The organism is Halalkalibacter alkaliphilus (genome assembly GCF_023555415.1).
GTDB lineage: Bacteria > Bacillota > Bacilli > Bacillales > Bacillaceae_D > Halalkalibacter > Halalkalibacter alkaliphilus.
In genome coordinates, this window is record NZ_JAKRYL010000010.1 from 135,306 (window position 1) to 161,599 (window position 26,294).

Here is a 26,294-nt window from a genome sequence, read left to right on the forward strand (position 1 = left end):
TTTTTGTTCGTAAAAGTCCTTAAAATAATTTACAAAAGATATTATAATGGTAATGGAGAGGAAGGGTGGTAAATTATGAGCAAGAATGATCAAGCTTATCGAGCAACGACAATGGGACCAAATGGAATGATTACAACCCCTCACTACTTAGCATCCCAAGCGGGAATGAACGTCCTGCAAAATGGAGGAAATGCAATTGAAGCAGCCATTGCAGCAGCATCAACTATTTCCATCGTTTATCCGCATATGAATAGCATTGGCGGTGATAATTTTTGGTTGATTTACAATGCGAAAACAAACAAAGTAAAAGCTCTTAATAGCAGTGGGCGTTCAGGGGAAAATGCATCAATCTCTTTTTATAAAGAAAAAGGATATAATAAAATACCTTCTCGTGGTTATTTGTCCGCAAATACAGTGCCGGGTGCTGTTGCTGGATGGGGTGAAGCCTATCGTTATGCTAAAGATCACCTCAGTTGTACATATTCTTGGAAAGAATTACTACGAGCGGCGATTTCTTATGCAAAGAATGGATTTGCAGTCACACATAGTCAAGAGCACTGGACGAAAGTGAACATAAACGAAGAAGATAGCGAATTTAGGTACTTGCATCGATTTGATGAGTTTAAAAAGACATTCCTCAAACCTGATGGATCTTTATATAAAAAAGGGGAAGTACTGAAACAACCAGACTTGGCTAACACATTAGAACTGATCGCTTCTGAAGGGAGCAAAGCGTTTTACGAGGGAGAGATTGCAAGGAAGATTGTTGATGATCTGCAAGCAAATGGTGGTTTGTTAACCCTTAATGACTTTAAAAAGCACCGTTCAAATTGGGTCGATCCCATTAGCGTTGCTTATAAAGGATATACTGCGTATAATTTGCCTCCAAATACACAAGGGATGGCATCATTATCGATTTTGAATATATTAAATAACTTTGACTTCTCCACAATTGAAGAAGGATCAAAAGAATATTATCATTTGCTAATTGAAGCTACGAAACTAGCATTCAAAGATCGAGATCAATGGTTAACAGATCCTGATTTTGTTGATATTCCTCTAGATGATTTGTTATCAAAATCACATGGGATGGAGCTTGCTCACCAAATTAATAGCAACTTCTCCAAAGAAATGGAAAAAAAGTTAGACCCAAAAGGAGACACAGTTTGGTTTGGGGTCGTCGACAAAGAGGGAAATGCTGTTTCATTTATTCAAAGTATCTATCATGATTTTGGCTCTGGAATTATTCCAAAACAAACAGGTATACTTCTGCAAAATAGAGGAAGCTTTTTCTCATTAGATGAAAACAATGTGAACTCATTAGAGCCTAACAAAAGAACATTCCATACGTTAAATCCAGCAATGCTTCTAAAAGAGAACGCACCTTATCTTGTTTATGGAACGATGGGAGGAGAGGGGCAGCCTCAAACGCAAGCAGCATTGGTTACAAGAATTCTTGATTATCGATTTGATGTTCAAGCAGCGATTGAAGCACCGCGATGGTTATATGGTCGAACATGGGGAGCTAGTTCGAATAACCTAAAAATTGAATCAAGAGTGCCAAGTGAAGTCATTCAAGCTCTTGAAAGTCTTGGGCATGATATAGAAGTAGTGGAGGAATTTACTGATGTTATGGGGCATGCAGGTGCGATCCTTATAGATGAACATAACGTAAAACGAGGTGGAGCAGACCCAAGGGGGGATGGTTTGGCTCTTGGTTATTAAAATCATTCTCAGAGATAGATATTTTTTGTTTAAGGTGGGAGTCAGTTGAAAACTCATATAAATCTTTTTATTGCATTTTTTAGATCAGGTATTTTAGGATTCGGTGGTGGTCCATCTGCAATTCCGCTTGTACATAAAGAAGTAGTTACAACGTTTAAGTGGATGAACGATGACGAGTTTAGTGATGTATTAGCTTTAGGGAATACGTTACCAGGTCCAATTAACACGAAAATGGCTGGATATATTGGTTATCGTGTTGCTGGAGTATTAGGAATGATTAATGCAGTGCTTTCATCAATAGTACCATCCATTTTGATGATGATCGTATTATTAACGACATTGACCACTTTTAAAGATCAACCTTGGGTTGCTGGAATGACAAGGGGTGTAATCCCGATTGTTGTAGTGATGATGGCGGTTCTCACTTGGGACTTCTTTAAAAAGTCAAATCAGGGTCTCGGTTGGAAAATTAGCATTACTCTTCTTTTGGTTAGTTTTTTATTAATCGAATTAGTACATGTTCATCCAGGAATCGTTATTGCCCTTTTACTCGCTTATGCATTGTTAAAGCCTAATAAGCAGAAAAATGAAGAAATAGAAAAGCAGAAAGGGGCGAATTAAATGATATATTGGGAGCTGTTTCTAGCTTTTTTCATTCCAGGAATACTCGGTTATGGTGGTGGCCCAGCATCTATTCCGTTAGTTGAATATGAAGTAGTGGCGAAGTATCAATGGATGACCGTCGAGGAATTTAGTGAGGTACTGGCTTTAGGTAATGCGTTGCCAGGGCCAATCGCTACAAAAATGGCTGGCTATATTGGGTATGAGGTTGGCGGAGTGTTTGGAGCTGTTGTTGGAGTCTTCGCAACGGTTGCGCCATCATTAATTTTAATGATTGCTCTTTTAGGGCTTTTGTATAAATTTAAAGACTCTCCAAAAGTTAAAAATATGACAGCACTTGTACGTCCGACTATTGCCATATTATTGGGGGTTTTGACGTATCGCTTCTTGGAAAGTTCATACGTTGGAGCGGGAATTTGGCATACGCTCTTTTTAATAATTGCTGGATTCTTACTATTAGAGAAATGGAAGGTTCATCCTGCTTTTGTCATCGTTGGTGGCTTAGGATATGGAGCTATCTTTTTAAGTTTTTAATTTAGACATTGTTAGGGAGAGGTGCTGTGACCTCTCCTATTTTTTAGTGACATTAATTTACATAAAAAGGTTTTTTTCGTATTGTCTTGAATAATATAGGGACAGTTACTTTAGTGAAAAGGGAGTTAGGAAAATGAATAAAACCATAAAATGGGGGATTTTAGGTACTGCAGGTATTGCGAGGAAGGCCATTATCCCAGCTATAAAAAGAGCGAATAATGCGGAGGTCATTGCCGTTGCTAGTAGCAGTGATATAAAAAAGGCAGAGGAATTTGGGACGTTGTTTGACATTCCTAAGAAGTATGGAAGCTACGATGAGTTATTAGACGATGATGAAATTGAGGCAGTCTATATCCCATTGCCAAACAATCTTCATGTAACGTGGGTTACGAAAGCGGCTGAGAAAGGGAAGCATGTACTTTGTGAAAAGCCGGCAGCGATAACAGTTGAAGAGGTTAAGTATATGGTTGAAGCATGTAAGAGGAACAATGTTTTATTCATGGAAGCGTTCATGTACCAATTTCACCCTCAGCACCAACGTGTGAAGGAGTTGATTGAGAGTGGGGCTATTGGTGACGTTAATCTTATGCGATCATCATTTTCTTATTCTATGAATTTAGAAAATGAAGCACAGAATATACGTTTAAACCCAGAATTAGGTGGAGGGAGTCTTTACGATGTTGGTTGCTATTGTATACATGCCAGTCGGTTCATTCTAGATAAAGAGCCGAAGCAAGTGTTTGCTTCTGGTGATATTCCAGCTAACTTTGGTGTTGATCTTACAACAGCAGGTTTATTGTCTTTTGAAGAAGGGATTACGGCTAGTTTTTCTTGCAGTTTTCAGCAACCTTATGAAAATCAATATACAGTGATAGGTACGAAGGGGAAAATAGACGTGCCGGCCGCTTTTAGACCTGATATACAAGAAGGGAATGGTCAAATATTGATTACAGATCAGAACGGTGAAACACGTGAAGAATGGGTAAAAGGTGATCAGTATGCTCTTCAAATTGAACATTTCTCGAATTGTGTTTTGTCAGGGAATAAACCAGTCTATAGTGTTGAACAAATAATCGCTAATATGAAAGTTCTTGAGGCATGTCAAAAGTCGTTACAGCAAAATAAATTAATGATAGTGTAATGTTTGATGGGGTTATCCAAAAAGTCCGGAACAGAGGAGGCAATTGCTCCGTTCGCTTCTCTCAAGGGTTTTAAAAGATGTAGCGACTCCGCTCATTGCTTCGGGGTGTCTCAAAAGGCCAAATACAGACCTTTTGAGACACCCCTTTTCATTGTGAATCAGTAAAGTCAAAGCATTGAACATATCAAAATTTGTGTCTAAAATCTAGATCGACTAAATAAAAATGTAGAAGAGGTTAGGAGGAGGTATTATGTCAAAATCAGAGTTAACTAGTTATCAGCAGAAGGATGAAGCGTATGTTTGGCATGCCATGAAGCCATATAATCCCACTAACACACTAATTGCAAAAGAGGCAAAAGGAGTATGGGTAACAGATAAAGGAGGGAAACGCTTCTTGGATGCGATGTCTGGACTATGGTGTGTAAATGTTGGTTATGGAAGAGAAGAGTTAGCAGAGGCGGCCTATGAACAAATGAAGCAACTTGCTTATTTCCCGCTAACACATAGTCATGGCCCTGCTATTGAGTTAGCAGAGAAGTTAAATGAATTGCTTGGTGGAGATTATGTTATCTTTTATTCCAATAGCGGGTCAGAGGCGAATGAAGTTGCCTTTAAAATTGCCCGTCAATATCACCAGCAAAAAGGCGACTCTAACCGTTATAAAATCATTTCAAGATATCGTTCCTATCATGGAAACACGATGGGGGCAATGGCGGCTACTGGCCAAGCGCAAAGGAAGTATAAATATGAACCGATGACTACAGGATTTCTTCACGTTGCGCCTCCTGATACGTACCGATCTCCAGTTGATTCGACTAAGACAGGGAGAGAAAGAGAAGAAGTAAAAGCGATTGAGCAAATGATGGTTTGGGAGCTAGCAGAAACAGTTGCAGCTGTTATTATGGAACCAATTATTACTGGAGGAGGTATTCTTCTCCCACCTGAAGATTACCTGACGTCCGTACAGGAAGTGTGCCAGGAAAAAGGGGCCTTATTGATTGTCGATGAGGTAATCTGTGGCTTTGGGCGTACAGGGGAGCCATTTGGGTTTATGAACTATGGTGTAAAACCAGATATTATTACGATGGCAAAAGGGATAACAAGTGCATATTTACCATTATCCGTTACGGCTGTTAAAAAAGAAGTCTACGATGCGTTTAAAGGATCCGAAGAGTATGATTATTTTAGGCATGTCAACACATTTGGAGGGAATCCTGCAGCATGTGCACTAGCGCTAAAGAATTTAGAAATTATGGAAAAAGAAGGGTTATATACGAGAGCCAAAGTCGTTGGTGCAGAAATGTTAGAAGAACTAATAAAAGAATTATTACCACACCCGAATGTAGGTGACGTTCGAGGCAAAGGATTGCTTATTGGAATTGAGCTAGTAAACGATAAAGAGACTAAAGAACCAATTGATGTTCAACTAGTAAATAAAGTCATTGCTAGCTGTAAAGAGAAAGGTGTTATTATTGGGAAAAATGGTGCTACAGTTGCCGGATTTAATAATGTACTAACAATTGCTCCTCCTCTCATAATTAACGAAGAAGAAGTTAAGCTACTTGTTAAGACAATTGTAGAGTCAGTAAAGCTTAATTTGTAAAAGGAGCATAGATATATTTGAAGTTAGTTGAAGGCCGCCCTGCTAGAATTATTACAGTAGGGCTTTTTTTATTGTTTATCCGATGTTTGTAAGACTTCTCTTTAAAGTTAAGGGAATGTAAGATTATTTACTTACAAAATTTCTAATTTTTTGAAGGATTAACAGAGAGAATGTCGAATATTGGTGTAACATTATTGAATCCACTGTGAGTGGAAAAAAGGTGGGAGCCTTTACATGATTGCAGAAAAACTCCTGTTACACCTTTTAATCGTTTTGATGCCAATCTTGGTTGTTACTCTTTTTTTAAATAACAGAAAAGATAAACAGTCAAAATTCGTCTTAGTTGTTTTATTAGGGGTAGCAGCTATTTTATGTATCGTTTTCTCGTTTAAAGAACAAGGATTACATTGGGACTTACGTTATGTTTTATTAATGCTTGCGTTTTTATATGGGGGTCATAAAGCAGGTTGGGCTATTTGTGGAGTGACACTCTTAACAAGAACAATTATTGGTGGAGAGCATCTTTTTATTGGACTTGGCGTCATTATTGTTTCTTCTCTTATGTTTCATTTATTCACCAATCGCTATCAACAAATTGTGCATAAGTGGGAAAGAGTCAGATTTTCTATTATGTTAGTTTTTTGGCCTGCGCTTACTCAATTAACGCTATTAGCAATTTATTTAAATTTAAGTGGAGACTTAAATAGACAATTAGGTCATTTTATTTATTACATACTTGTCTTTATTGGTGCACTTGTTATTTCAGTAGGGTTTGCAACCTTATTATTGGAACAATTGACAGAAAGAAAGCGCATACAAGAGGAGATGCAAAGAGCTGTAAAATTAAATGCTATTAGTGAGCTGGCTGCTTCGATCGCCCACGAAGTTCGGAATCCCCTGACAGTAGTGAAAGGTTTTCTCCAATTAATGCAAAAAGAAGAACAAGGACAGAAAAAAGAATACTTTAATATTGCATTGCATGAAATGAATCGAGCAGAGCAAATTATTAGCGATTATTTAAATTTTGCAAAACCACAATTTAAAAATATTCAAGTGATTGAAGTGAATCAGATTTTACATGAAATTATTAGTTTCTTAACCCCTTATTCTCTTAAAGAAAATGTAGAGTTAAATATTGAAGGCACAATGAACACGTTAATTAGTAGTGATAAAAATCAATTTAAACAAGTATTAATTAATTTAATTAAAAATGCGATTGAAGCAACGCCTGAAAAAGGTCAAGTTACTGTAAAGGTCGAAGAGGACCAAACCGTTGTAAGAATTACTATTGAAGATAACGGAAAAGGAATGAGCCAAGAACAACTGGCTAACATTGGTACTCTCTTTTACTCAACGAAAGAAAAAGGGACAGGGCTTGGGACCATGGTTTCATTTAGAATTATTGAAGAGATGGGGGGGACGCTAAGATACGAAAGCCGTGTTAATGTTGGTACGAAAGTGACAATCGTAATGCCGATGAATCAAAGTACGAAGTCGTCCTTAGAAGTCGCAGCATTATCAATAAAGAATGATTAGTTTGAAATTCCACTTTTCATGAAAAATAATTAGTACTTTCTAGCCGGGCTTAATTATACAAGCTTGGTTTTTTTATTTTATTTCCAACGAATCTTGCTTTTCTCAACCATATTTTAGTGACTTGTCTCATATAAATTTATGGACAGGATGTGGGGGAGAGAAACAATGAATATCTTTTTCAAAAGTGCGTTACTGTTAATTGTTGCTGCTTTTCTAGGTGAATGTATAGAGTTTTTGATTAATATGGTGTTGGCAAGGGAATTAGGAGAGGAAGGCCTTGGATTATACATGTCGATCTTGCCGACAGTGCTGTTTATTGTAGTTATAGCAAGTCTTGAACTTCCTATTTCTATTTCTAAGTTTGTAGCTGAGCAAAATGTAATTTTTCATCGTAGTATGTTGATGCATGCGTTAAAATTTGCAACAGTGTGTACGGTTGTGTTTTCATTATTAGCGTTATGGATCCTGCCGATTATTCCTGTGTTTGAACGGTATCATCCACTTGTTCCTTGGTTGTTTCTCTGCCTAATTCCGATCATTGCGTTTTCCTCTGTAGCAAGAGGATACTTCATGGGAGCACAAAAGATGGGGAAGATCGCATTTGCCAATTTCCTAAGGCGTGCGGGACAACTCATTTTATTAATGATCCTATTTATGTTCACCTCATTTGACTCGGAAGTAGCTTTGTTAGTAGCGTTATGTACGTTAATTGCCAGTGAGTTCCTTGTACTAAGCTTCTTGTTTATTGCCTTTCTTATTCAAATGAGAGTATTGAAAAGAGAACCGAGGGCGGACCTCTCAGGCAGTAAAGTACGGAAAAGTTTGCTGGAAGTGTCAATACCGACAACTGGGCTACGTATTTTCCATGCGGCCACTTTTGCAGTGAAACCTTTTTTTATTAAAGAAACATTGGTAAGAGCGGGAATGGTTGATTCACTTGCAATGGTACAGTATGGGAAGATGGCGGGGGTAGCTTTTACGATTGGTTTTTTTCCGGCTTTTATTGCTCATTCGTTGTTGATTGTTTTAATACCAACTGTATCTGAGGCGTACTCAAAGGGAGATACAGCAAGACTGAGATCGCTATTAAGGAAGGTAATGTTATTAACAGCAGTATATGGAATACCTGCTGTGGCAGTTTTTTATTTCTTTGCTGAACCATTGACTAGTCTCTTTTTTGAGAATTCACCAGCAATCCGTTATTTACAATTATTAGTCCCATATTTTTTATTTCATTTCTTTGTTATACCTATGCAAGCCTATTTAATTGGTCTTGGACTCGTGAAGGATGCTTTTGTTCATGCGCTCTATTCGACGGTATTTTCTTTTGTCATGATGTATGTTTTAGGCTCTAACCCAAGCTTTCAAATGGATGGAATTATTCTAGGAATGAATATGGGAGCAATTTTACTCACCTTCTTACATTACGTAACAATATGTAAAAAGATTGAGGTAAATATTTTCTTGAAAAAAATATGAAATGAAGGAGCGATGTCCACAAGGAGTGGTCGTCGCTTCTCTTTGTTTTATCCCGAATAAATCATTTTCATAAGGAAATCTTACAAAATAGAAATGAAACATTGACTAATATGTATATACAAGTTAGAATGAAAACGTGATCAAATCTTGTATATACAAGATTGGTTAGTTTGTACATGTAGCACTTATGAAAACGCTCGCAAGGGAAGGGGAAATAAAAAATGAGTGATTTTATAGAATCAGCGAAACAAATACTCGCTGCTCTAGGTGGTAAGGATAATATAGCGTCAGCAACCCATTGTGTTACACGCTTGCGCCTTGCTTTAGTAGATGAAGAAAAGGTAGATAAAAAAGCTCTAGAGAACATTGATGTAGTAAGAGGTTCATTTTCTACGAGTGGTCAATTCCAAGTGGTAATTGGGCAAGGGACAGTTGATAAAGTTTATAAAGAGCTTGTATCTCTTGCAGAAATTACGGAAGCTTCAAAAGAAGAAACGAAGAAGGCTGCGGAGAAAAACTTAAATCCATTGCAACGGGCAGTGAAAACGCTTGCTGATATTTTTATTCCAATCTTACCTGCTATTGTAACTGCCGGTTTGTTAATGGGTATTAATAATATTTTAACTGCTGAAGGGATATTTGCAGAACAATCCGTTGTTGCAATGTTTCCACAGTGGGCTGATGTTGCTGACATTATTCACTTAATTGCTAATACTGCTTTTGTGTTTTTACCAGGTTTAATTGGTTGGTCGGCAGTGAAACGATTTGGTGGTAATGAATTGCTCGGTATTGTATTAGGTTTAATGCTTGTGCATCCTGATCTCCTTAATGCTTGGGTATATGGGGCGGCACAGGAAGCTGGTGAAATCCCTTACTGGAACTTATTTGGACTTGATGTAGCTAAAGTCGGTTATCAAGGTCAAGTTCTACCAATTCTGGTGGCAGCATTCGTTCTAGCTAAAATAGAAATTGCACTTAAAAAGCGAATTCCAGACGGTTTTCAACTGCTAGTAGTAGCTCCGGTTGCTTTACTAGTCACGGGGTTTATCGCATTTATTGCAATTGGTCCTGTTACATTTGCAATTGGTAATGGAATAACAGCATTATTTGTAGGGATTTTTGATAATTTCGCAATATTAGGTGGTCTTTTGTACGGTGGGATTTATGCTCCGCTTGTTATTACTGGTATGCACCATACGTTCTTAGCAGTCGATCTTCAGTTGATTGGAAGTATTGGTGCAACGTTCTTGTGGCCTATTGTAGCTCTTTCTAACATTGCACAAGGGTCAGCAGCACTTGCTATGTACTTTGTGTTAAAAGATGAAAAGGTAAAAGGTCTTTCATTAACATCTTCAATCTCAGCTTACTTAGGAATTACAGAACCAGCAATGTTTGGTGTGAACTTACGATACCGTTTCCCATTTATTTGCGCTATTATCGGTTCGGCAATTGCAGCCATGTGGATTACGTTTAACTCTGTTTTAGCGCCTTCCATAGGAGTTGGTGGTTTGCCAGGTATCTTCTCAATTCAAGCGGGACAGTGGCTTGCATTTGCAATTGGTATGGTTATTGCTGTAGTCGTACCATTGGTTCTAACATTTATTTTTGCAAAGACGCGAAAGAAAGAAATTAATTAAACGTTTGTTTACGTGATTAAGTGAAAAAGGGGAACGATTAGTATAAGGGAGGCAGCATGCAACTTATATTGATCGCTCCCTTGTTTTATATTAGAATAACAATTAGGCTTTTCTTGTATATACAAGTGGGGACGGTGGTTTTCTAAGGTGGAAAGACCTTGGTGGAAGGAAAGTGTAGTTTATCAAATTTACCCGAGAAGCTTTATGGATAGCAATGGAGATGGAATAGGTGATCTTCAAGGTATTATTAAAGCTGCTAAACAACCAAGCAATCGTATAACGTTACAACCGTATGAAGCAAGAGTTTTATTACAGGGATTAGGAAGGTGAACTAGTATGAACGAATGGTGGAGAAAGTCAGTTGTATATCAAATTTATCCGAAAAGTTTCAACGATACGACTGGGAATGGTGTTGGTGATTTACAAGGAATTATTGAAAAGCTAGATTATTTAAGGGATCTAGGGGTAGACGTATTATGGCTTACACCTGTCTATGCCTCTCCTCAGAAGGATAACGGATATGATATAGCTGATTATTATTCGATCCATGAGGAATATGGAAATATGGACGATTTTGATCGACTTCTAAAGGAAACACACCAACGTGGAATGAAGTTAATCATGGATCTTGTTGTTAACCATACATCTACTGAACATAACTGGTTTAAGGAGTCACAGAAGTCAAAAGATAATCCATATCGTGATTTTTATATATGGAAGGACCCCGTAGAAGGTGCAGAGCCTACGAATTGGCAATCGAAATTTGGCGGGAATGCTTGGGAGTATGATGAGAAGACAGGCCAATACTACTTGCACCTATTTGATGTTACGCAAGCAGACCTTAATTGGGAAAATGAAACATTGCGCAAGCATGTGTATGATATGATGCATTTTTGGTTTGAAAAAGGGATTGATGGTTTCCGTCTAGACGTTATTAACTTAATCTCAAAAGACCAATCGTTTCCAAATGATGATGGAAGTGTTGCCCCAGGGGATGGAAGAAAATTTTATACAGACGGTCCAAGAGTTCATGAGTATCTCCAAGAAATGAACAACGAAGTCCTATCAAAGTACGATAGTATGACAGTTGGAGAAATGTCATCGACATCTATTGAACATTGTATAAAGTACTCAAATCCTGCGCGCAAAGAATTAAGCATGACCTTTAATTTTCACCATCTAAAAGTAGATTATCCTAACGGTGAAAAATGGGCGATAGCAGATTTTGATTTTCTTGCTTTAAAACAAATTTTAACAAAATGGCAAGTTGAAATGAACAAAGGTGGAGGCTGGAATGCACTATTTTGGTGTAACCACGACCAGCCAAGAGTGGTTACACGTTATGGAAATGACACAACGTACCATAACGAATCAGCGAAAATGTTAGCTACAACGATCCATCTTATGCAAGGTACGCCATATATTTATCAAGGTGAAGAGTTTGGTATGACAGATCCCGGTTTTGAGTCTATAGAGGATTACCGTGATGTTGAAACATTAAACTATTATCGTATTATGAAAGAAAAAGGGTTAAACGAAGAAGAAATCATGGAGATTATTAAACGCAAATCCCGTGACAATTCTAGAACACCTGTACAATGGAATGATGAAGTAAATGCAGGTTTCACTACGGGAACGCCGTGGATTCCAGTAGCGGCAAATTATAAAGAAATTAACGCCGAACGTGCTGTAGCAGATGAATCATCGATCTTCTATCATTACAAAAAACTGATTCAATTACGTAAAGACTATGATATCTTAACAGTTGGTAACTACCGATTATTATTAGAGGAAGATCCTCAGCTATTCGTTTATGAGCGTGTCCAAGGAAATGAAAAAGTTCTCGTTATTAATAATTTCTACGGGAAGGAAGGTACGTTTGAAGTACCTGAAGAGTGGGTTGACTTGATTTCAAGTTGTGAGCTTCTTCTTTCAAATTATGAAGAGAAGCAACAACTAAAACCTAGACTACAATTAAAACCTTATGAGTCACTCGTTTATTACACAAAGTAAACATGATACACTATACGCAGGTGGTATAGATGACTAAAAGTAAATTTCAAATGATCTATGATGAGTTAGTAGGACATATCGAAAATGGAGATTTAAAAGCAAACGAACTTCTTCCGTCGGAAAATGAGCTAGCTGAAAGCTTTAAAGCGTCACGAGAAACAATTCGAAAGGCATTAAAGTTGTTGTCTGAACATGGGTATATTCAGAAGATGCAAGGGAAGGGCTCAGTTGTTTTAGATGTAACGAAAATTAACTTTCCGATCTCTGGACTTGTGAGTTTTCGAGAACTTGCTGATAAAATGGGCAAACGCGCCAAAACGGATGTTGTAGGCTTAGAAGAACAGCTGATGACTGCGGATATGCAAGAACAATTTCAGATGAAGGAAGCGACCAATGTTTGGAATGTGAAACGTGTTCGGGAAATTGATAAAGAGCGAATTATTTTAGATAAAGATTATCTCCTTACATCCCTAGTTCCAGGTCTGACAATAAATATATGTGAAAAGTCATTATATGCATATATTGAACAGGTGCTTGGCCTAACGATAAGTTTTGCTAAAAAAGAGATAACAGTTGAAAGGCCTACAGAAGAAGACAAGGAACTTCTTGATTTGAAAGAGTATGATACGATTGTTGTTGTTAAGAGTCATGTTTACCTCGATGATGCAACGATGTTTCAATATACGGAATCACGGCACCGCCCGGATAAATTTCGTTTTGTTGATTTTGCCAGAAGAACACGATAATAAGAGCAGAGTCTTCGTTTGTTATTTTCATTTACGGTATAATGATCGTAAATGAGGAGGGGTTTGATGAGTGTTCATGACTTTTCAGTATTGAAGTCTAGTGGAGAAGAGGTAAGTCTTGAATCTTATAAGGGAAATGTTTTGTTAATTGTTAATACAGCTACAAAATGTGGACTTGCTCCTCAGTTTCGAGGACTAGAAAAGTTACATCAAAAGTACAAAAATCAAGGGTTAGCTGTGTTAGGATTCCCATCAAATGAGTTTTTAAATCAAGAACCTGTTAGTGATGAACAAATGGAAGAAACTTGCGAGCTAAACTTTGGAGTCACGTTCCCTTTATTTGCGAAAATTAATGTCAAAGGTAATGCAGCTCATCCGCTCTATAAATTTTTAAAAACCGAAAAAAAGGGATTTTTGAGCTCGGAAATTAAGTGGAATTTCACTAAATTTCTAGTGGATAAAGGTGGTAAAGTGGTTGAACGTTATGGTCCTACGGTTGTCCCGGAAAAAATTGAAGAAGATATCCAGAAATTATTAGACTGATAAAGCAGACATGTCGTTGTAACAATGGCATGTCTTTTTTTATATTCATTCATCTTATGATCAATTGTTTCTCGAATAGTCAGGCCTCTTTGCAGTAAGATGAATTGTGTAAAAATGCAATTCTCGCCTACAATAAGAAGAGCGGACGGTAAATGAGGTGGTCGGTATATTACAAGAAGAAGCAAAAATATTTATCAAGAAATGTTATCAAGAGTTAGGAAAAGATGAACGCGAATACAATGAAAGAATGGCATCAATCTTTAAGGAGATTAATGAATTCGGAACATATACCCACACCTATGAAGAACTAGCTCATGGGGCGAGAATGGCATGGAGAAACAGCAATCGTTGTATTGGCCGTCTGTTCTGGGAATCAATGCATGTACTAGATGAACGGAAGCTTGAAACAGCAGAGGAAATAGCCAATGCACTCTTTTTTCACCTTCAATACGGGACTAATCAGGGAAAAGTGATTCCGACTATAACCGTATTTAAGCCGGGGCATGTTCGTATTTGGAATCACCAATTAATTCGTTATGCTGGATATGAAACGAAGGATGGGATTATGGGAGATCCTGATTCTGTAGCATTCACAAAATTTTGCGAGTCTCTAGGATGGGAAGGTGAAAAAACTCCATATGATATATTGCCTTTAGTGATTCAGATTGGAAAAAGCCAACCAAAAGTCTTTACTATTCCCAATGAATGCATTTTAAATATCAAAATTAAGCATCCAACCATTGTTCAGTTTTCAGATCTTCAATTACAGTGGTATGCTGTCCCTTTTATTTCAGATATGAAGCTTGAAGTTGGTGGAATTATATATGAAGCAGCTCCTTTTAATGGATGGTATATGGGAACAGAAATTGGGGCAAGAGATTTAGCTGATCAAAACCGTTATAATGTTTTACCAAAAGTTGCTGAACTGATGGGGCTTGAAACAACTCGAGACTCTACGTTATGGAAGGACCGTGCGCTTATTGAACTTAATGAAGCTGTTCTTTATTCGTTTAAGCAAGCGGGAGTCAGTATTGTTGACCATCATACAGCTGCAAAACAATTTAAGCAGTTTGAAGATAGAGAAGCGGATAAACATAGAAAGGTAACTGGAACATGGTCGTGGCTTATCCCGCCTGTATCTCCAGCTGCAACGCACATTTTTCATAAGGATTATCACGATGAAGTGGTTAAGCCGAATTATTTTTATCAAGACAAAAAGTATTAGGGGGTGTCTCAAAAGGTCTGTTTTTGTAGGCCACTGAAAAAGGTACGGTTTTGACCTTTTTCAGTGGCCTTTAAGCAATGAGCGGAACCGTTGCTTTGTCTTAAAGCCTGCTATGAGTGGTTTTCTCATAGCAGGCGCGCAACGTGTGAAGCCATTGCTGCTTCATCGAATCCGCTAAAAAGGACTTTTTCATTTTTGAGTCTGTTACAAGAAGATGTAAAATTGGGGGAAGTTACGTTAAAATAGAGTTCATAAGTATAGAGATAAAGGACGGGAAAAAATGAGCATGTTACAGGTTGAGGGGTTAACAAAGACATACGGTGATAAAACGCTATTTGATCATCTTTCATTTACGATTGGAGAAAAAGAACGGATTGGATTAATTGGTGTAAATGGAACGGGAAAATCAACTCTTTTAAAAATTATCGCTGGTGTCGAGTCGGCGGATAAAGGTGAACAAATTCATGCGAATGATTTTCAGATTGAATATTTACCGCAACAGCCCGAGTTACAGGGTGATCTTACGGTTATGGAACAGATTTATTATGGAGATTCAAAAATTATGTCAACAATGCGTGCATACGAACAAAGCTTGTTGTTATTTGAGAAGAATCCAGAAAGTCAACATTATCAGCAGCAATTTATGAAATGGCAGCAAACAATGGATGAACTTGATGCGTGGGAAGCAAATACAATCGCGAAAACAGTCCTTTCTAAGCTTGGCATTAACGATTATCAAGTAAAGATCGATCAGCTGTCAGGCGGACAAAAAAAACGTGTTGCGATTGCGAAGGCTCTTATTCAACCAGCTGACTTGTTACTATTAGATGAACCAACCAACCACCTTGATCATGAAACGATTGAGTGGTTAGAAACGTTTCTGTCGACTTACAAAGGTTCGATTATACTTATTACACATGATCGCTATTTTTTAAATCGAGTGACAAATCATATGTATGAACTAGACCAAGGGCGTTTATTTAAATATGTTGGAAATTACGAAACATTTCTAGAGAAGAAAGCGGAAAGAGAGCAACAGGAAGCGCAAAGGGATCAAAAGAGAGCAAATATATTAAGGCGAGAGCTAGCATGGCTAAAGCGTGGTGCAAAGGCTAGAACAACGAAGCAAAAGGCCCGAATTCAAAGAGTGGAACTGTTGCAAGAGGAGGAAGGGTTCTCCGGACGAGGAGAATTTGATTTTGCCATTGGTTCACACAGACTAGGAAAGCAAGTTATTGAGCTTGAAGATATCTCAAAAACATACGATCAAAGAGTGCTGATCGATTCTCTTAATTATTTAATTGTTAAAGGAGAGCGACTAGGGATTGTAGGTCCGAATGGAAGTGGAAAAACAACATTATTGAATATGATAGCTGGTCGCATTCCCCCGGATAAAGGAACAATTACTACTGGTGAAACGGTTAAAATAGGTTATTACACACAAGAGGATGAAGAAATCGATGGATCTTTACGTGTCGTAGAGTATATCAAAGAAGTAGCGGAGGTCGTCTATACTGTTGAAGGATCAAGTATTACAGCAGAACAAATGCTAGAACGTTTCCTATTTCCAAGGTCCATGCAATATACGTATATCCGCCGATTATCTGGTGGGGAGCGAAGACGTCTTTATTTATTAAAAGTTTTAATGAAGGAACCAAATGTATTGTTTTTGGATGAACCAACAAATGATTTAGATACGGAAACACTATCGGTACTTGAAGATTATTTAGATCAGTTTCCTGGTGTTGTCATCACGGTTTCTCACGACCGCTATTTTCTTGACCGTGTTGTAGATCACTTACTCGTATTTGAAGGCAATGGTGTTGTTTCACGTTTTCAAGGTCATTACACTGATTACTTAGCAGATAAGCAGAGCAAATTAGAAGAAGTAAGGCCTAGTGAAAAAGAAAAGAGTCGTTATCAAGATAACTCTAAAAAAGAACCAAGAAAAAAGTTATCTTATAAAGACCAGCAAGAATGGAATCAAATTGAAGACAAAATTACAGGAATTGAAGAGGAGCTTGAAAATATAGAAAATGCAATTACTGAAGCAGGTAGTGATTATGGAGCTATTTCAGAAAAAATGAAGGAGAAAGAATCGTTAGAAAAAGAGTTGGAAGAAACAATTGAGCGGTGGGCAGAGTTATCTTTGTTAGTTGAAGAAATTGAAAATAACCAAAAGAAAGGATAAGAAGACGACTGAAAAAGGTGAAAACCGTACCTTTTTCAGTCGTATCTTTAGAAGAAGTTCCTTTTCATTCTGACAAATTCATTTAAACTTCAATAATAAATAACGAAAGTGGTAACCTAAAAAATGGTTAGCGCTTTCTTTTTTGCGTAATAATGATCGAAATTGATTGAAAGTGATTGAATTTGGGTGTATACTATGTTTGTAGGTGAGGTGATGGGTTTTGCTCACAATTGAACGACATGAAATAATCCTTTCTTTATTAAAAGAAAGAGTTACAGTGAAAATGCAAGAATTAGTTGATGAGACGAATGCATCGGAATCAACAATTAGAAGAGATTTAACCGATCTTGAAAAAGCAAATAAATTAAAGCGCATTCACGGAGGGGCGACACTTCTTCAAAAGAAATTAGAAGAACCGACAGTTGCAGAGAAAACGATCAAAAACAGTCAAGAAAAGAAAAAGATTGCCGAAAAGGCTGCTTCTTTAGTCGACGAAGGAGACTGCATCTTCCTTGATGCTGGTACAAGTACAGTTGAAATGATTCCTTTTTTAGAAGGAAGAGAAGTTGTTGTTGTTACTAATGGATTGTCTAATATACCCTTGCTAATTGATCTAAACATAGAAACACATGTTGTTGGTGGTTATGTGAAGTCAGGGACAAGGGCTTTTATTGGTAGAAGTGCCATTCGAACCTTGGAGTCTTTTAGATTTGATAAAGCTTTTATTGGCGTGAACGGAGTAGCTATTCCAGATGGTTATACAACGCCTGACCCTGAAGAAGCGTTCATTAAAGAGAGTGCAATAAAACGATCGCGTCAAAGTTATATCTTAGCAGATCACTCAAAATTTGGTGAAGTTTCATTTAGTAAATTTAGTAATATTGAAGAAGCAATACTAGTAACAAGTACAAATGTAGATGAAGAATATTTATGCAACTTACGAAAAATGACAACGTTAGAGGTGGTTAGCCTATGATTTATACCGTTACTTTAAATCCTGCTCTTGATTATTTTGTTGAACTTGAACAAGTTAATCTTGGTGCAGTGAACCGTTCTAATTATGACTATAAAGCCCCGGGGGGGAAAGGGATTAATGTTTCAAGAGTTTTAAAAAGACTAGGTCATCAAAGTGAAGCACTTGGATTTATAGGTGGATTTACAGGTGCATATATAAAAGATGTCGTTGAAAAGGAAGACATAAAGACAAACTTTATACAAGTTACTGGTGATACAAGGATTAATATAAAGATCAAAAGTGAACAGGAATCAGAAATTAACGGTGTATCACCTGAAATTACTAGTGAACATCTGGAGCAATTGCATACACAATTGTCGGTTTTAAATGAAGGCGATGCGCTCGTTCTAGCAGGAAGTGTACCGGCGATGATTCCTAGTGAAATTTACGAAGTGTTATGTAAAAGTGTAATTGAGAGAAACGCTGAGGTTTTTATTGATTCAAGCGGTGAAGCCATGACAAAAGTACTTGAAGCTCAGCCAACGTTCATTAAACCGAATCATCATGAGCTAGGAGAGTTGTTCTCGGTAAAACTACATGAACCACAAGAAGCCATTCCTTATGTCCGAGAACTTCTTGGAAAAGGAATCGAATATGTTTTGGTTTCGTTTGCAGGCGATGGAGCAGTCTTAGGAACAAAGGATCAAATTCTTTTCGCTAATACCCCTAAAGGGGAAGTAAAGAACTCTGTTGGTGCGGGGGATTCCGTTGTTGCTGGTTTTTTAGCGGCTAAAACAGAAAATATGACACTAGAAGATTCATTTAAGTTTGCAGTTGCTACAGGGAGTGCGACCGCTTTTTCTAAAGGATTTGCAGAAAGGGAAAAAGTAGAGGCATTAATGTTGGAAATTAACATCAAAGTTTTAGAATAGAAAGGGATGAGTAGATGAGAATTTCAGATTTGTTAAAAAGAGATACAATTGTTCTCAATATGAAAGCTAGCGACAAGGCATCAGCGATAGATGAATTAGTCAAAAAACTAGATGACGCTGGCAGATTAAATGATGCATCTGAATACAAAAAAGCAATACTTGAAAGGGAGGAACAAAGTACAACGGGTCTTGGCGATGGAATTGCAATCCCTCATGCAAAAAGTGATGCGGTTAAAACCCCATCGATTGCGTTTGGTCGCTCAGATAGCGGATTAGATTATGAAGCACTTGATGGCCAGCCTACTCACCTTTTCTTTATGATTGCTGCTTCAGCTGGAGCAAATGAAGAGCATTTAGCGACATTATCACGGTTGTCTACGTTTTTAATGGATGAGGCTTTCCGTACGGCTTTATTAGAAGCAAAAACAGAGGCTGACGTTGTCGCTGCTATTGATAAAAAGGAACAAGAGCAATTAGATAAAGAAGAAGCAGAAAAAACCCCGGCAAAAGGTGGGTATGATCTGTTAGCTGTTACAGGTTGTCCAACAGGAATTGCTCATACGTTTATGGCGGCGGATGCTCTAAAAGATGAAGCGAAAAAACAAGGACTAACTATTAAAGTTGAAACAAATGGTTCTGGTGGAGTGAAAGATCAATTAACGCCAGAGGAAATTGAAAATGCTCAAGCAATTATCGTTGCAGCGAGTACAAAAGTGGAAATGGATCGCTTCGCTGGCAAAAAGGTTATTGAAGTGCCAGTAACAGATGGAATTCGTCGTACAAAAGAACTTGTCGATCAAGCTAAATCTGGGAATGTTCCAGTTTATAAAGGGGCAGGCGGTTCTGGTGGAAATGATGGAAATCAAGAAAAAGGAAAATCTGGTGGCGGATTTTATAAACACCTTATGAATGGTGTTTCAAATATGCTCCCATTTGTTGTCGGTGGAGGTATTTTAATCGCGCTTTCCTTCTTAATTGACATTGACCTAAATAATGAGTTTGCTCAAATGTTAATGGACATTGGTGGAGGAACAGCCTTTGCACTAATGATTCCAGTTCTTGCTGCCTTTATTGCGATGAGTATTGCTGATCGTCCAGGTTTTGCTGCTGGTATGGTTGGTGGTTTAATTGCTGTAAATGGAGATGCAGGTTTCTTAGGTGGACTAATTGCAGGTTTCTTAGGTGGTTACATTGCCCTTCTTGTAAAGAAACTATTAGCTGGTTTACCACAACAACTGAGCGGGATAACGACGATTTTGTTCTATCCTGTATTGAATATTTTCTTAACAGGAATGATCATGTTACTTCTTGTTACACCACTAAGTGCCATTAACCGTGGACTTGAAGGCTGGTTAGGTGGTATGGGTACTACCAATATGGTACTCTTAGGAATCATTCTTGGTGGTATGATGGCAATTGATATGGGCGGTCCAATTAACAAAGCTGCCTTTACTTTTGGTATCGCGATGATTGATGCAGGTAACTTTGGTCCCCATGCAGCTGTAATGGCTGGTGGTATGGTTCCACCACTTGGAATTGCGTTAGCGACAACATTCTTTAAACGTAAGTTTACGAAGCAAGAGCAAGAAGCAGGTAAGACAAATTATATTTTAGGAGCATCCTTTATAACAGAGGGAGCAATCCCGTTTGCTGCAGCTGATCCAGGTCGTGTCATTCCGGCAGCAGTGGCAGGTGCGGCAGTGGCAGGTGGTCTAACTGCACTATTCGGTATCGGTTTGCCGGCTCCACATGGTGGTATCTTTGTAATTGGACTTGTGTCTGGTGGCTGGTTTATGTATTTATTGGCCATTCTTGCTGGTGCTATTGTAACAGCATTAGTTTTAGGAATTTGGAAGAAGAAGACTGTTTAATAAGGAATCGAGGGGAGACATAAGTCTCTCCTTTTTTTGTCCTTTTATCGTTCTTGCTTTTTGAGCTGTAAAAAGTTCAGTATAATAAAATAATATTATTACGAAAGTAGGTCTTTAAATGATCAACCCAAAATTTAAAGAGATAGAAGAGAACTTTTTATTAGATGCAACCATTGAAGAATTACAAAAGAAAATGGAGAGTAAAGAGGTTTCGGCAAAAGAACTAGTTTTAATTTATTTAGATCGAATTGCTCGCATTGATCGTTCTGGTCCTACTTTAAATTCAGTTATTGAAGTGAATCCAGATGCTATTCATATAGCTGACGTATTAGATCTAGAACGTGCAAATGGAAAGACGAGAGGACCACTTCACGGAATTCCTGTGTTGTTAAAAGATAATATAGATACAAAAGACAAACTTCATACGAGTGCTGGTTCATTGGCACTAGCGGAGCACTATGCAAATGAAGATGCATTCTTAGTGAAAAAACTTCGTGAAGCGGGCGCTATTATTTTAGGGAAAACGAATATGTCGGAATGGGCATATTTTATGTCAACTGAAAATATGCCAAGTGGTTATAGCTCACGAGGAGGGCAAGTGTTAAACCCGTATGGGCCAGGAAAGTTTGATATTGGTGGTTCAAGCTCAGGTTCTGGTGCTGCTATAGCAGCAAACCTGGCATCTGTTGCAATTGGTACGGAGACATCAGGGTCAATCTTAAGTCCATCGAGTCAAAATAGTCTTGTTGGCATTAAACCAACGGTAGGTCTTATTAGTCGACATGGGATAATTCCAATCTCTCATACTCAAGATACAGCAGGTCCAATGGCTCGTCATGTAAAGGATGCTGTTTATGTTTTAGTAGCGATGATGGGGGAAGATGAGAATGATGTTGTAACAAAAAGAAATACTCTTTATGCAGAAGCAATATTGAAAGCTCTTGATTCTCCTTCGCTTGAAGGAAAAAGGATTGGTGTTGCGAGAGAGCCTTTTTTTAATCAATTAAGTGATGAGAAAAAAGTGATCCTTAATCATGCGATAGCAACCTTAAAAAATGGTGGAGCAGAAGTTATTGATGAAGTCGTTATCCCATCAGCACAAGAGAATTGGACAATAGAAGTGTTGGTGCATGAATTTAAGACCAACTTAAATGCTTATTTACAAGGAGTTAGCTCGCAGCAACCAGTACACAATCTTACTGATGTCATTCGTTTTAACCAAGAAGATGCAGAGCGGAGGCTGAAATACGGCCAGTCTTTGCTTACAAAATCAGATAGGACTAGCGGGACATTAACTGAGGCTGACTACTTAGATGCGCTTTTATTTGATCATTATCATTCCACTGAAAATGGAATTGACGCGGCGCTGCTCAAGGATGATCTTGACATCATTGTTTTTCCTAATAATCTTGGAGCTGCCATTCCAGCAAAAGCGGGTTATCCATCTATTACAGTTCCAGCTGGTTACACAGAAGAAGGGGAACCGGTAGGGATTACGTTTACAGGAAAAGCATTTACAGAGAATATTTTAATTGAAGTTGCAGCAGCGTTTGAAAAGTTGGAAAATATCAGAAGAAATCCAACCTTTTAGAAGAATAACAGAGATGTTACTAATGCTTGTCATATTAATTTTACTTTCAAAAAAGTATCCTCAGTTCTTGGCATAACGACAGAGAAAAGTTTCAGATGCAGCATAATAGGATTAGGTGAAAAATGGCTCTATGTGACGAGGGACTGAAAAGCTGAATGTTTCGGTGTCCTCCATGTGAGTCGTTTTTTTTTTTGTTGGTGGAAAAAGGTTAAAATCCCTTCAATTTGTGTAAAGTAAAAAAGATTACAAAATGGACGGGTGATAATAAGATGGTATATCTCTTACTCTTAATAGGCTTTGGGTTACTAATTAAAGGGGCGGATTACTTTATTGATGGTTCGTCTAATATTGCTGCATTGTTTCGTGTTCCGCCTCTTATTGTGGGGTTAACAATTGTAGCCTTTGGTACAGGGGCCCCTGAAGCAACAGTTAGTATCATAGCTGCTTTAGAAGGGAATGCGGATGTCACAATCGGTAACATTGTTGGTAGTAATTTATTAAATATGTCTTTAGTTGTTGGGGTGACGGCAGCTATTTTCCCTTTAGCTGTCGAAAGACCAACAATAAAAAAAGAAATTCCGTTTGCTTTTCTAGCTACGGTTGCATTACTCGTAGTTATGAGTGATAGAGCTCTCCAATTTACAAATGAAAATTTTATTACTCGAAGTGATGGAATTATTTTCTTGTTATTTTTTGCTATATTTTTGTATTATGTAATTGAAGCTGCCAGGAATAGCCGCGAAGAGGAAATTGGTGAAAGCAAAAACATTGACCAAACTGGAGGATGGGGTAAGAGCATTCTTATTACTATTGGTGGGTTGGCTGCTATTGTATTAGGCGGATATTTGGTTGTAGAAAGTAGTACGGATATTGCTTTACGTTTTGGGATGAGTGAGACGTTAGTAGGACTAACAATAGTTGCTATAGGATCTTCTTTGCCAGAGCTAATTACATCAATCACTGCTGCAATGAAACAGCAAAGTGAGATTGCTTTAGGGAATATTGTTGGAAGCTCCATCTTTAATGTGTTATTTGTCCTTGGGGTTGCATCTATAATCTCTCCTTTGCCAGTGAATGATAAATTATTCTTTGATATTTTTGTCTTGCTTGTATTAACAATTATTTTGTTTATCTTCTCTCGTACACACTATAAAGTGAAAAAATACGAGGGGATGGCTTTAACGATATTTTATATAATATATTTAATATATATTATTATTAGAAATTAAATAGATAAACAACAAAACCATTGGTAAGGTGGTTTTGTTGTTTTTTAAAGCTGTTTTTGTAAAGATTGTTGCTGTAAAGAAACGTTTTTCTCATAGTGAAATGGAGCGCAATGGAACGAACATGAGGAGAACACGTATCCCATAAAAACAACTTTTAAAGTATGCGAACGCCTTTTAAAATGAAAACGTTGGTTGAGGAGTAGCCATTCTTATTTCGGTTTCTCTTTTAACCAATGATATAATAAAAGATACATACAAAGTAATGGGAGGAGAGGTAGTATGAAAATAGCTTCATATCAAATGGATATTGTCCCAGGCAACCCTTCTGAAAATCGAAAAAAAATAAAAATGTGGGCAGAACAGATTTGTAAGGAACAACAGCCTGATATCCTTGTCCTACCTGAAATGTGGACGACAGCTTATACGCTGCCTACATTGGAAGTAACAATTAAACCCGATAAGGATGTAACAGAATTATTTCTAGAGGACCTAGCTAGTAAGTTAAACGTAAATATTGTTGCTGGCTCTATTGCAGTGGAGGAGGATGACGGTATTTATAACAGGTCGTATATACTCAATCGAAACGGCCAAATTATTTATACATATGATAAGATCCATCTTGTTCCGATGTTAGATGAACATCTTTACTTAATAGGAGGAAGAAGTTCAGTACAAGTATTTGAGCTAGAAGGGCGTAAGATGGGGATTATTATTTGTTATGACTTACGTTTTCCTGAGCTCGTTCGTTCACTAGCGCTACAAGGGGCGGAAGTGGTATTTGTCGTTGCGGAGTGGCCTATGGCAAGAGCTAATCATTGGGAAGTTCTCCAACAAGCAAGAGCGATCGAAAATCAGTTGTTTGTTGTGAGTTGTAATCGAGTGGGTACATATGATGAGGTTGAATTCGCGGGAAATTCCATGGTTATTAATCCTTGGGGGGATATTGTTCATAAAGCTTCGTCAACGAGAGAAGAGACAATAAGTGTTAGTTTGAAATTGGACGAAGTTAGCCGTATTCGCAAAGATGTACCAGTATTTTCGAGTAGAGTTCCTAAACTATACGTAGAAGATAACGCAAATTAACGCTTGATTAGAAAGAGTATGAAAAAAGAGGAGAAGGGATGCCCTTCTCCTCTTTTTAGAGAAAAATCTACATTGCTGATTGCTTCAGTGCCCTCTTTTCTTTGGTCACACTGAAATTTTTTGTAGTTTATCAATAAATTTTAACGAACGGCCTGTCCCGATTGCTACCGATTCAAGTGGATTCGGGGCTACGTGAACGGGAACAGAAATCTCACTAGCAAGCCATTCTTGTAAACCATTTAATAGGGCGCCGCCACCTGTAAGCATAACTCCTTGATCAACAATATCTCCACTCAATTCAGGAGGACAATCCTCGAGAGTTGCTTTTACGGATTCAAGCAATTGTAGGAGCAACTCATTAAGGGCTTGCTGAATTTCCGTAGAGTTTAAAGTGACTGTTTTAGGTAAACCGTGTACAAGGTCGCGTCCGCGTACTTCCATTGTCATTTCTTCATGAGCAATAGGAGCGTAGCCGATTTCCATCTTAATTTGCTCAGCCGTTCGCTCACCAATTAAGATATTATATTTCTTGCGTACATGCTGAATGATTGCTTCATCAAATTTATCTCCGCCAATTCGTGCTGAGTGACATGTAACGACACCACCAAATGAAATAATAGCTACTTCTGTTGTTCCTCCACCAATATCAACAGCAACATTTGCAATAGGCTCATCAACGGGAAGGCCAGAACCTATTGCGGCAGCTAATGGCTCCTCAATAAGATGGACATTTTTTGCTCCGAAGCTTCGAACTGCATCTAGGATGGCACGACGCTCAACCGATGTCGATCCAGATGGCGCACAAACGACTACATTCGGTTTACGAAGAGTAAGTCCTCCTAGCTCTTTGCTCGTTTTCTTCATGATTGCCTTTAGCATGCTTGCTGTCATATCAAAATCGGCAATGACACCATCTTTCAATGGTCTAATGGCAACGATATTTGCAGGTGTTTTACCTACCATGTTTTTGGCTTCTGTTCCGACTGCTAGAACTTCATTTGTATCAAGATTAAGGGCAACGACTGATGGCTCATTTAAGATAATGCCTTTATCTTTGCTGTATACAAGGATGTTAGCAGTACCTAAGTCAATTCCTATTTCAATATTTGAAAACATCATTTCACCAACTTTTATCAGATCTTTTCTAGGTAAGTCTTGATTTTAGCAGGTATGAGGAAACGAGAATAGTGTCGAATCGCTCATCTTCTATGTAATAATGTGAGAGTTTACGGAAGCAGTAAGGGATTTAACGCAAAAATCAGGAAACGATTTCCACTTATTTGCTGAAGGTGTCTATATTCCTAGGTAAAAAGAAATTGGGGGTGTCTGACCTAGATAATTATTACAGATAAAAGAGGATATCATTTTTATATTTGTCAGACACGTAATGTAGCTGTTACTTAGACTGTGATTCATGTAAAAGGTTTGCTAATACATGTGTCTTGTATCGTTCAATTTTCCTGCCTTCTATATAGCGTATTCCCTTTTCTTTTAATTTCTTCACATACCAACCTTTACTTCCGATATACATGTACATCCATCCTTTCAAAAAAGTCAAAACAAAAACGAGCAAGCCTGTGGCTTCCTCGCTTTTGTTGTTTATTTCATCCTATGCATTGAACTTGTATGACATTCCATT

22 protein-coding genes are annotated in these 26,294 nt (G+C 37.9%); 20 read left to right on the forward strand and 2 right to left on the reverse strand.

Annotated features, from left to right (window positions below):
- Positions 1-75 precede the first annotated feature (75 nt).
- The 20 genes from ggt (at position 76) to MF646_RS11500 (ending at position 24,655) form a co-directional block, all read left to right on the forward strand.
- The gene (ggt, locus tag MF646_RS11405; protein ID WP_250096621.1) at positions 76-1,725 is read left to right on the forward strand and encodes a gamma-glutamyltransferase; all 1,650 of its coding nucleotides are present in this window, start codon (positions 76-78) and stop codon (positions 1,723-1,725) included.
- Between the two features lie 45 nt (positions 1,726-1,770).
- Complete coding sequence (locus tag MF646_RS11410) at positions 1,771-2,346, forward strand: chromate transporter (protein ID WP_250096622.1); 576 nt, start codon at positions 1,771-1,773, stop codon at positions 2,344-2,346.
- A complete protein-coding gene (locus tag MF646_RS11415) occupies positions 2,347-2,880 on the forward strand; it encodes a chromate transporter (protein WP_250096623.1) in 534 nt (177 codons plus the stop codon).
- A 133-nt stretch (positions 2,881-3,013) separates the two neighbouring features.
- Positions 3,014-4,021, forward strand: coding sequence for a Gfo/Idh/MocA family protein (locus MF646_RS11420; protein ID WP_250096624.1), 1,008 nt, complete (start codon positions 3,014-3,016; stop codon positions 4,019-4,021).
- A gap of 250 nt (positions 4,022-4,271) precedes the next feature.
- Positions 4,272-5,624 carry an aspartate aminotransferase family protein gene (locus MF646_RS11425; RefSeq protein WP_250096625.1) on the forward strand — a complete coding sequence of 451 codons (1,353 nt, stop codon included), beginning with the start codon at positions 4,272-4,274 and terminating at the stop codon, positions 5,622-5,624.
- A 234-nt stretch (positions 5,625-5,858) separates the two neighbouring features.
- Positions 5,859-7,160, forward strand: a complete 1,302-nt coding sequence (locus tag MF646_RS11430) for an ATP-binding protein (protein WP_250096626.1) — start codon at positions 5,859-5,861, stop codon at positions 7,158-7,160.
- A gap of 165 nt (positions 7,161-7,325) precedes the next feature.
- Positions 7,326-8,639: a polysaccharide biosynthesis protein gene (locus MF646_RS11435; RefSeq protein WP_250096627.1), complete on the forward strand. Its 1,314-nt coding sequence runs from the start codon at positions 7,326-7,328 to the stop codon at positions 8,637-8,639.
- A gap of 221 nt (positions 8,640-8,860) precedes the next feature.
- Entirely contained in the window at positions 8,861-10,276 is a 1,416-nt protein-coding gene (gene treP / locus MF646_RS11440) for a PTS system trehalose-specific EIIBC component (protein ID WP_250096628.1), read from the forward strand.
- 147 nt (positions 10,277-10,423) lie between these two features.
- On the forward strand, positions 10,424-10,606 hold the full coding sequence (locus MF646_RS11445) for an alpha-amylase family glycosyl hydrolase (protein ID WP_250096629.1): 183 nt from the start codon (positions 10,424-10,426) through the stop codon (positions 10,604-10,606).
- A 6-nt stretch (positions 10,607-10,612) separates the two neighbouring features.
- The gene (gene treC / locus MF646_RS11450) at positions 10,613-12,289 is read left to right on the forward strand and encodes an alpha,alpha-phosphotrehalase (protein ID WP_250096630.1); all 1,677 of its coding nucleotides are present in this window, start codon (positions 10,613-10,615) and stop codon (positions 12,287-12,289) included.
- Positions 12,290-12,318: 29 nt separating this feature from the next.
- A complete protein-coding gene (gene treR, locus MF646_RS11455) occupies positions 12,319-13,035 on the forward strand; it encodes a trehalose operon repressor (RefSeq protein ID WP_250096631.1) in 717 nt (238 codons plus the stop codon).
- A gap of 66 nt (positions 13,036-13,101) precedes the next feature.
- Entirely contained in the window at positions 13,102-13,578 is a 477-nt protein-coding gene (locus tag MF646_RS11460) for a glutathione peroxidase (protein ID WP_250096632.1), read from the forward strand.
- 166 nt (positions 13,579-13,744) lie between these two features.
- Entirely contained in the window at positions 13,745-14,803 is a 1,059-nt protein-coding gene (locus MF646_RS11465) for a nitric oxide synthase oxygenase (protein ID WP_250096654.1), read from the forward strand.
- 280 nt (positions 14,804-15,083) lie between these two features.
- Positions 15,084-16,994, forward strand: a complete 1,911-nt coding sequence (locus MF646_RS11470) for an ABC-F family ATP-binding cassette domain-containing protein (RefSeq protein WP_250096633.1) — start codon at positions 15,084-15,086, stop codon at positions 16,992-16,994.
- A gap of 220 nt (positions 16,995-17,214) precedes the next feature.
- The gene (locus MF646_RS11475; RefSeq protein ID WP_250096634.1) at positions 17,215-17,970 is read left to right on the forward strand and encodes a DeoR/GlpR family DNA-binding transcription regulator; all 756 of its coding nucleotides are present in this window, start codon (positions 17,215-17,217) and stop codon (positions 17,968-17,970) included.
- Complete coding sequence (gene pfkB, locus MF646_RS11480) at positions 17,967-18,881, forward strand: 1-phosphofructokinase (protein WP_250096635.1); 915 nt, start codon at positions 17,967-17,969, stop codon at positions 18,879-18,881. The genes MF646_RS11475 and pfkB overlap by 4 nt, the downstream gene beginning before the upstream one ends.
- A 14-nt stretch (positions 18,882-18,895) precedes the next feature.
- A complete protein-coding gene (locus MF646_RS11485) occupies positions 18,896-20,752 on the forward strand; it encodes a PTS fructose transporter subunit IIABC (RefSeq protein WP_250096636.1) in 1,857 nt (618 codons plus the stop codon).
- A gap of 118 nt (positions 20,753-20,870) precedes the next feature.
- Positions 20,871-22,343: an amidase family protein gene (locus MF646_RS11490; protein WP_250096637.1), complete on the forward strand. Its 1,473-nt coding sequence runs from the start codon at positions 20,871-20,873 to the stop codon at positions 22,341-22,343.
- 269 nt (positions 22,344-22,612) lie between these two features.
- Positions 22,613-23,572, forward strand: a complete 960-nt coding sequence (locus tag MF646_RS11495) for a calcium/sodium antiporter (protein ID WP_250096638.1) — start codon at positions 22,613-22,615, stop codon at positions 23,570-23,572.
- A gap of 279 nt (positions 23,573-23,851) precedes the next feature.
- Positions 23,852-24,655: a carbon-nitrogen family hydrolase gene (locus tag MF646_RS11500; RefSeq protein ID WP_250096639.1), complete on the forward strand. Its 804-nt coding sequence runs from the start codon at positions 23,852-23,854 to the stop codon at positions 24,653-24,655.
- 105 nt (positions 24,656-24,760) lie between these two features.
- Here the strand turns inward: MF646_RS11500 and mreBH are convergent, their stop codons facing one another.
- Positions 24,761-25,771: a rod-share determining protein MreBH gene (mreBH, locus tag MF646_RS11505; protein ID WP_250096640.1), complete on the reverse strand. Its 1,011-nt coding sequence runs from the start codon at positions 25,769-25,771 to the stop codon at positions 24,761-24,763.
- Positions 25,772-26,051: 280 nt separating this feature from the next.
- Entirely contained in the window at positions 26,052-26,186 is a 135-nt protein-coding gene (locus tag MF646_RS11510; protein ID WP_250096641.1) for a YflJ family protein, read from the reverse strand.
- Positions 26,187-26,294 lie beyond the last annotated feature (108 nt).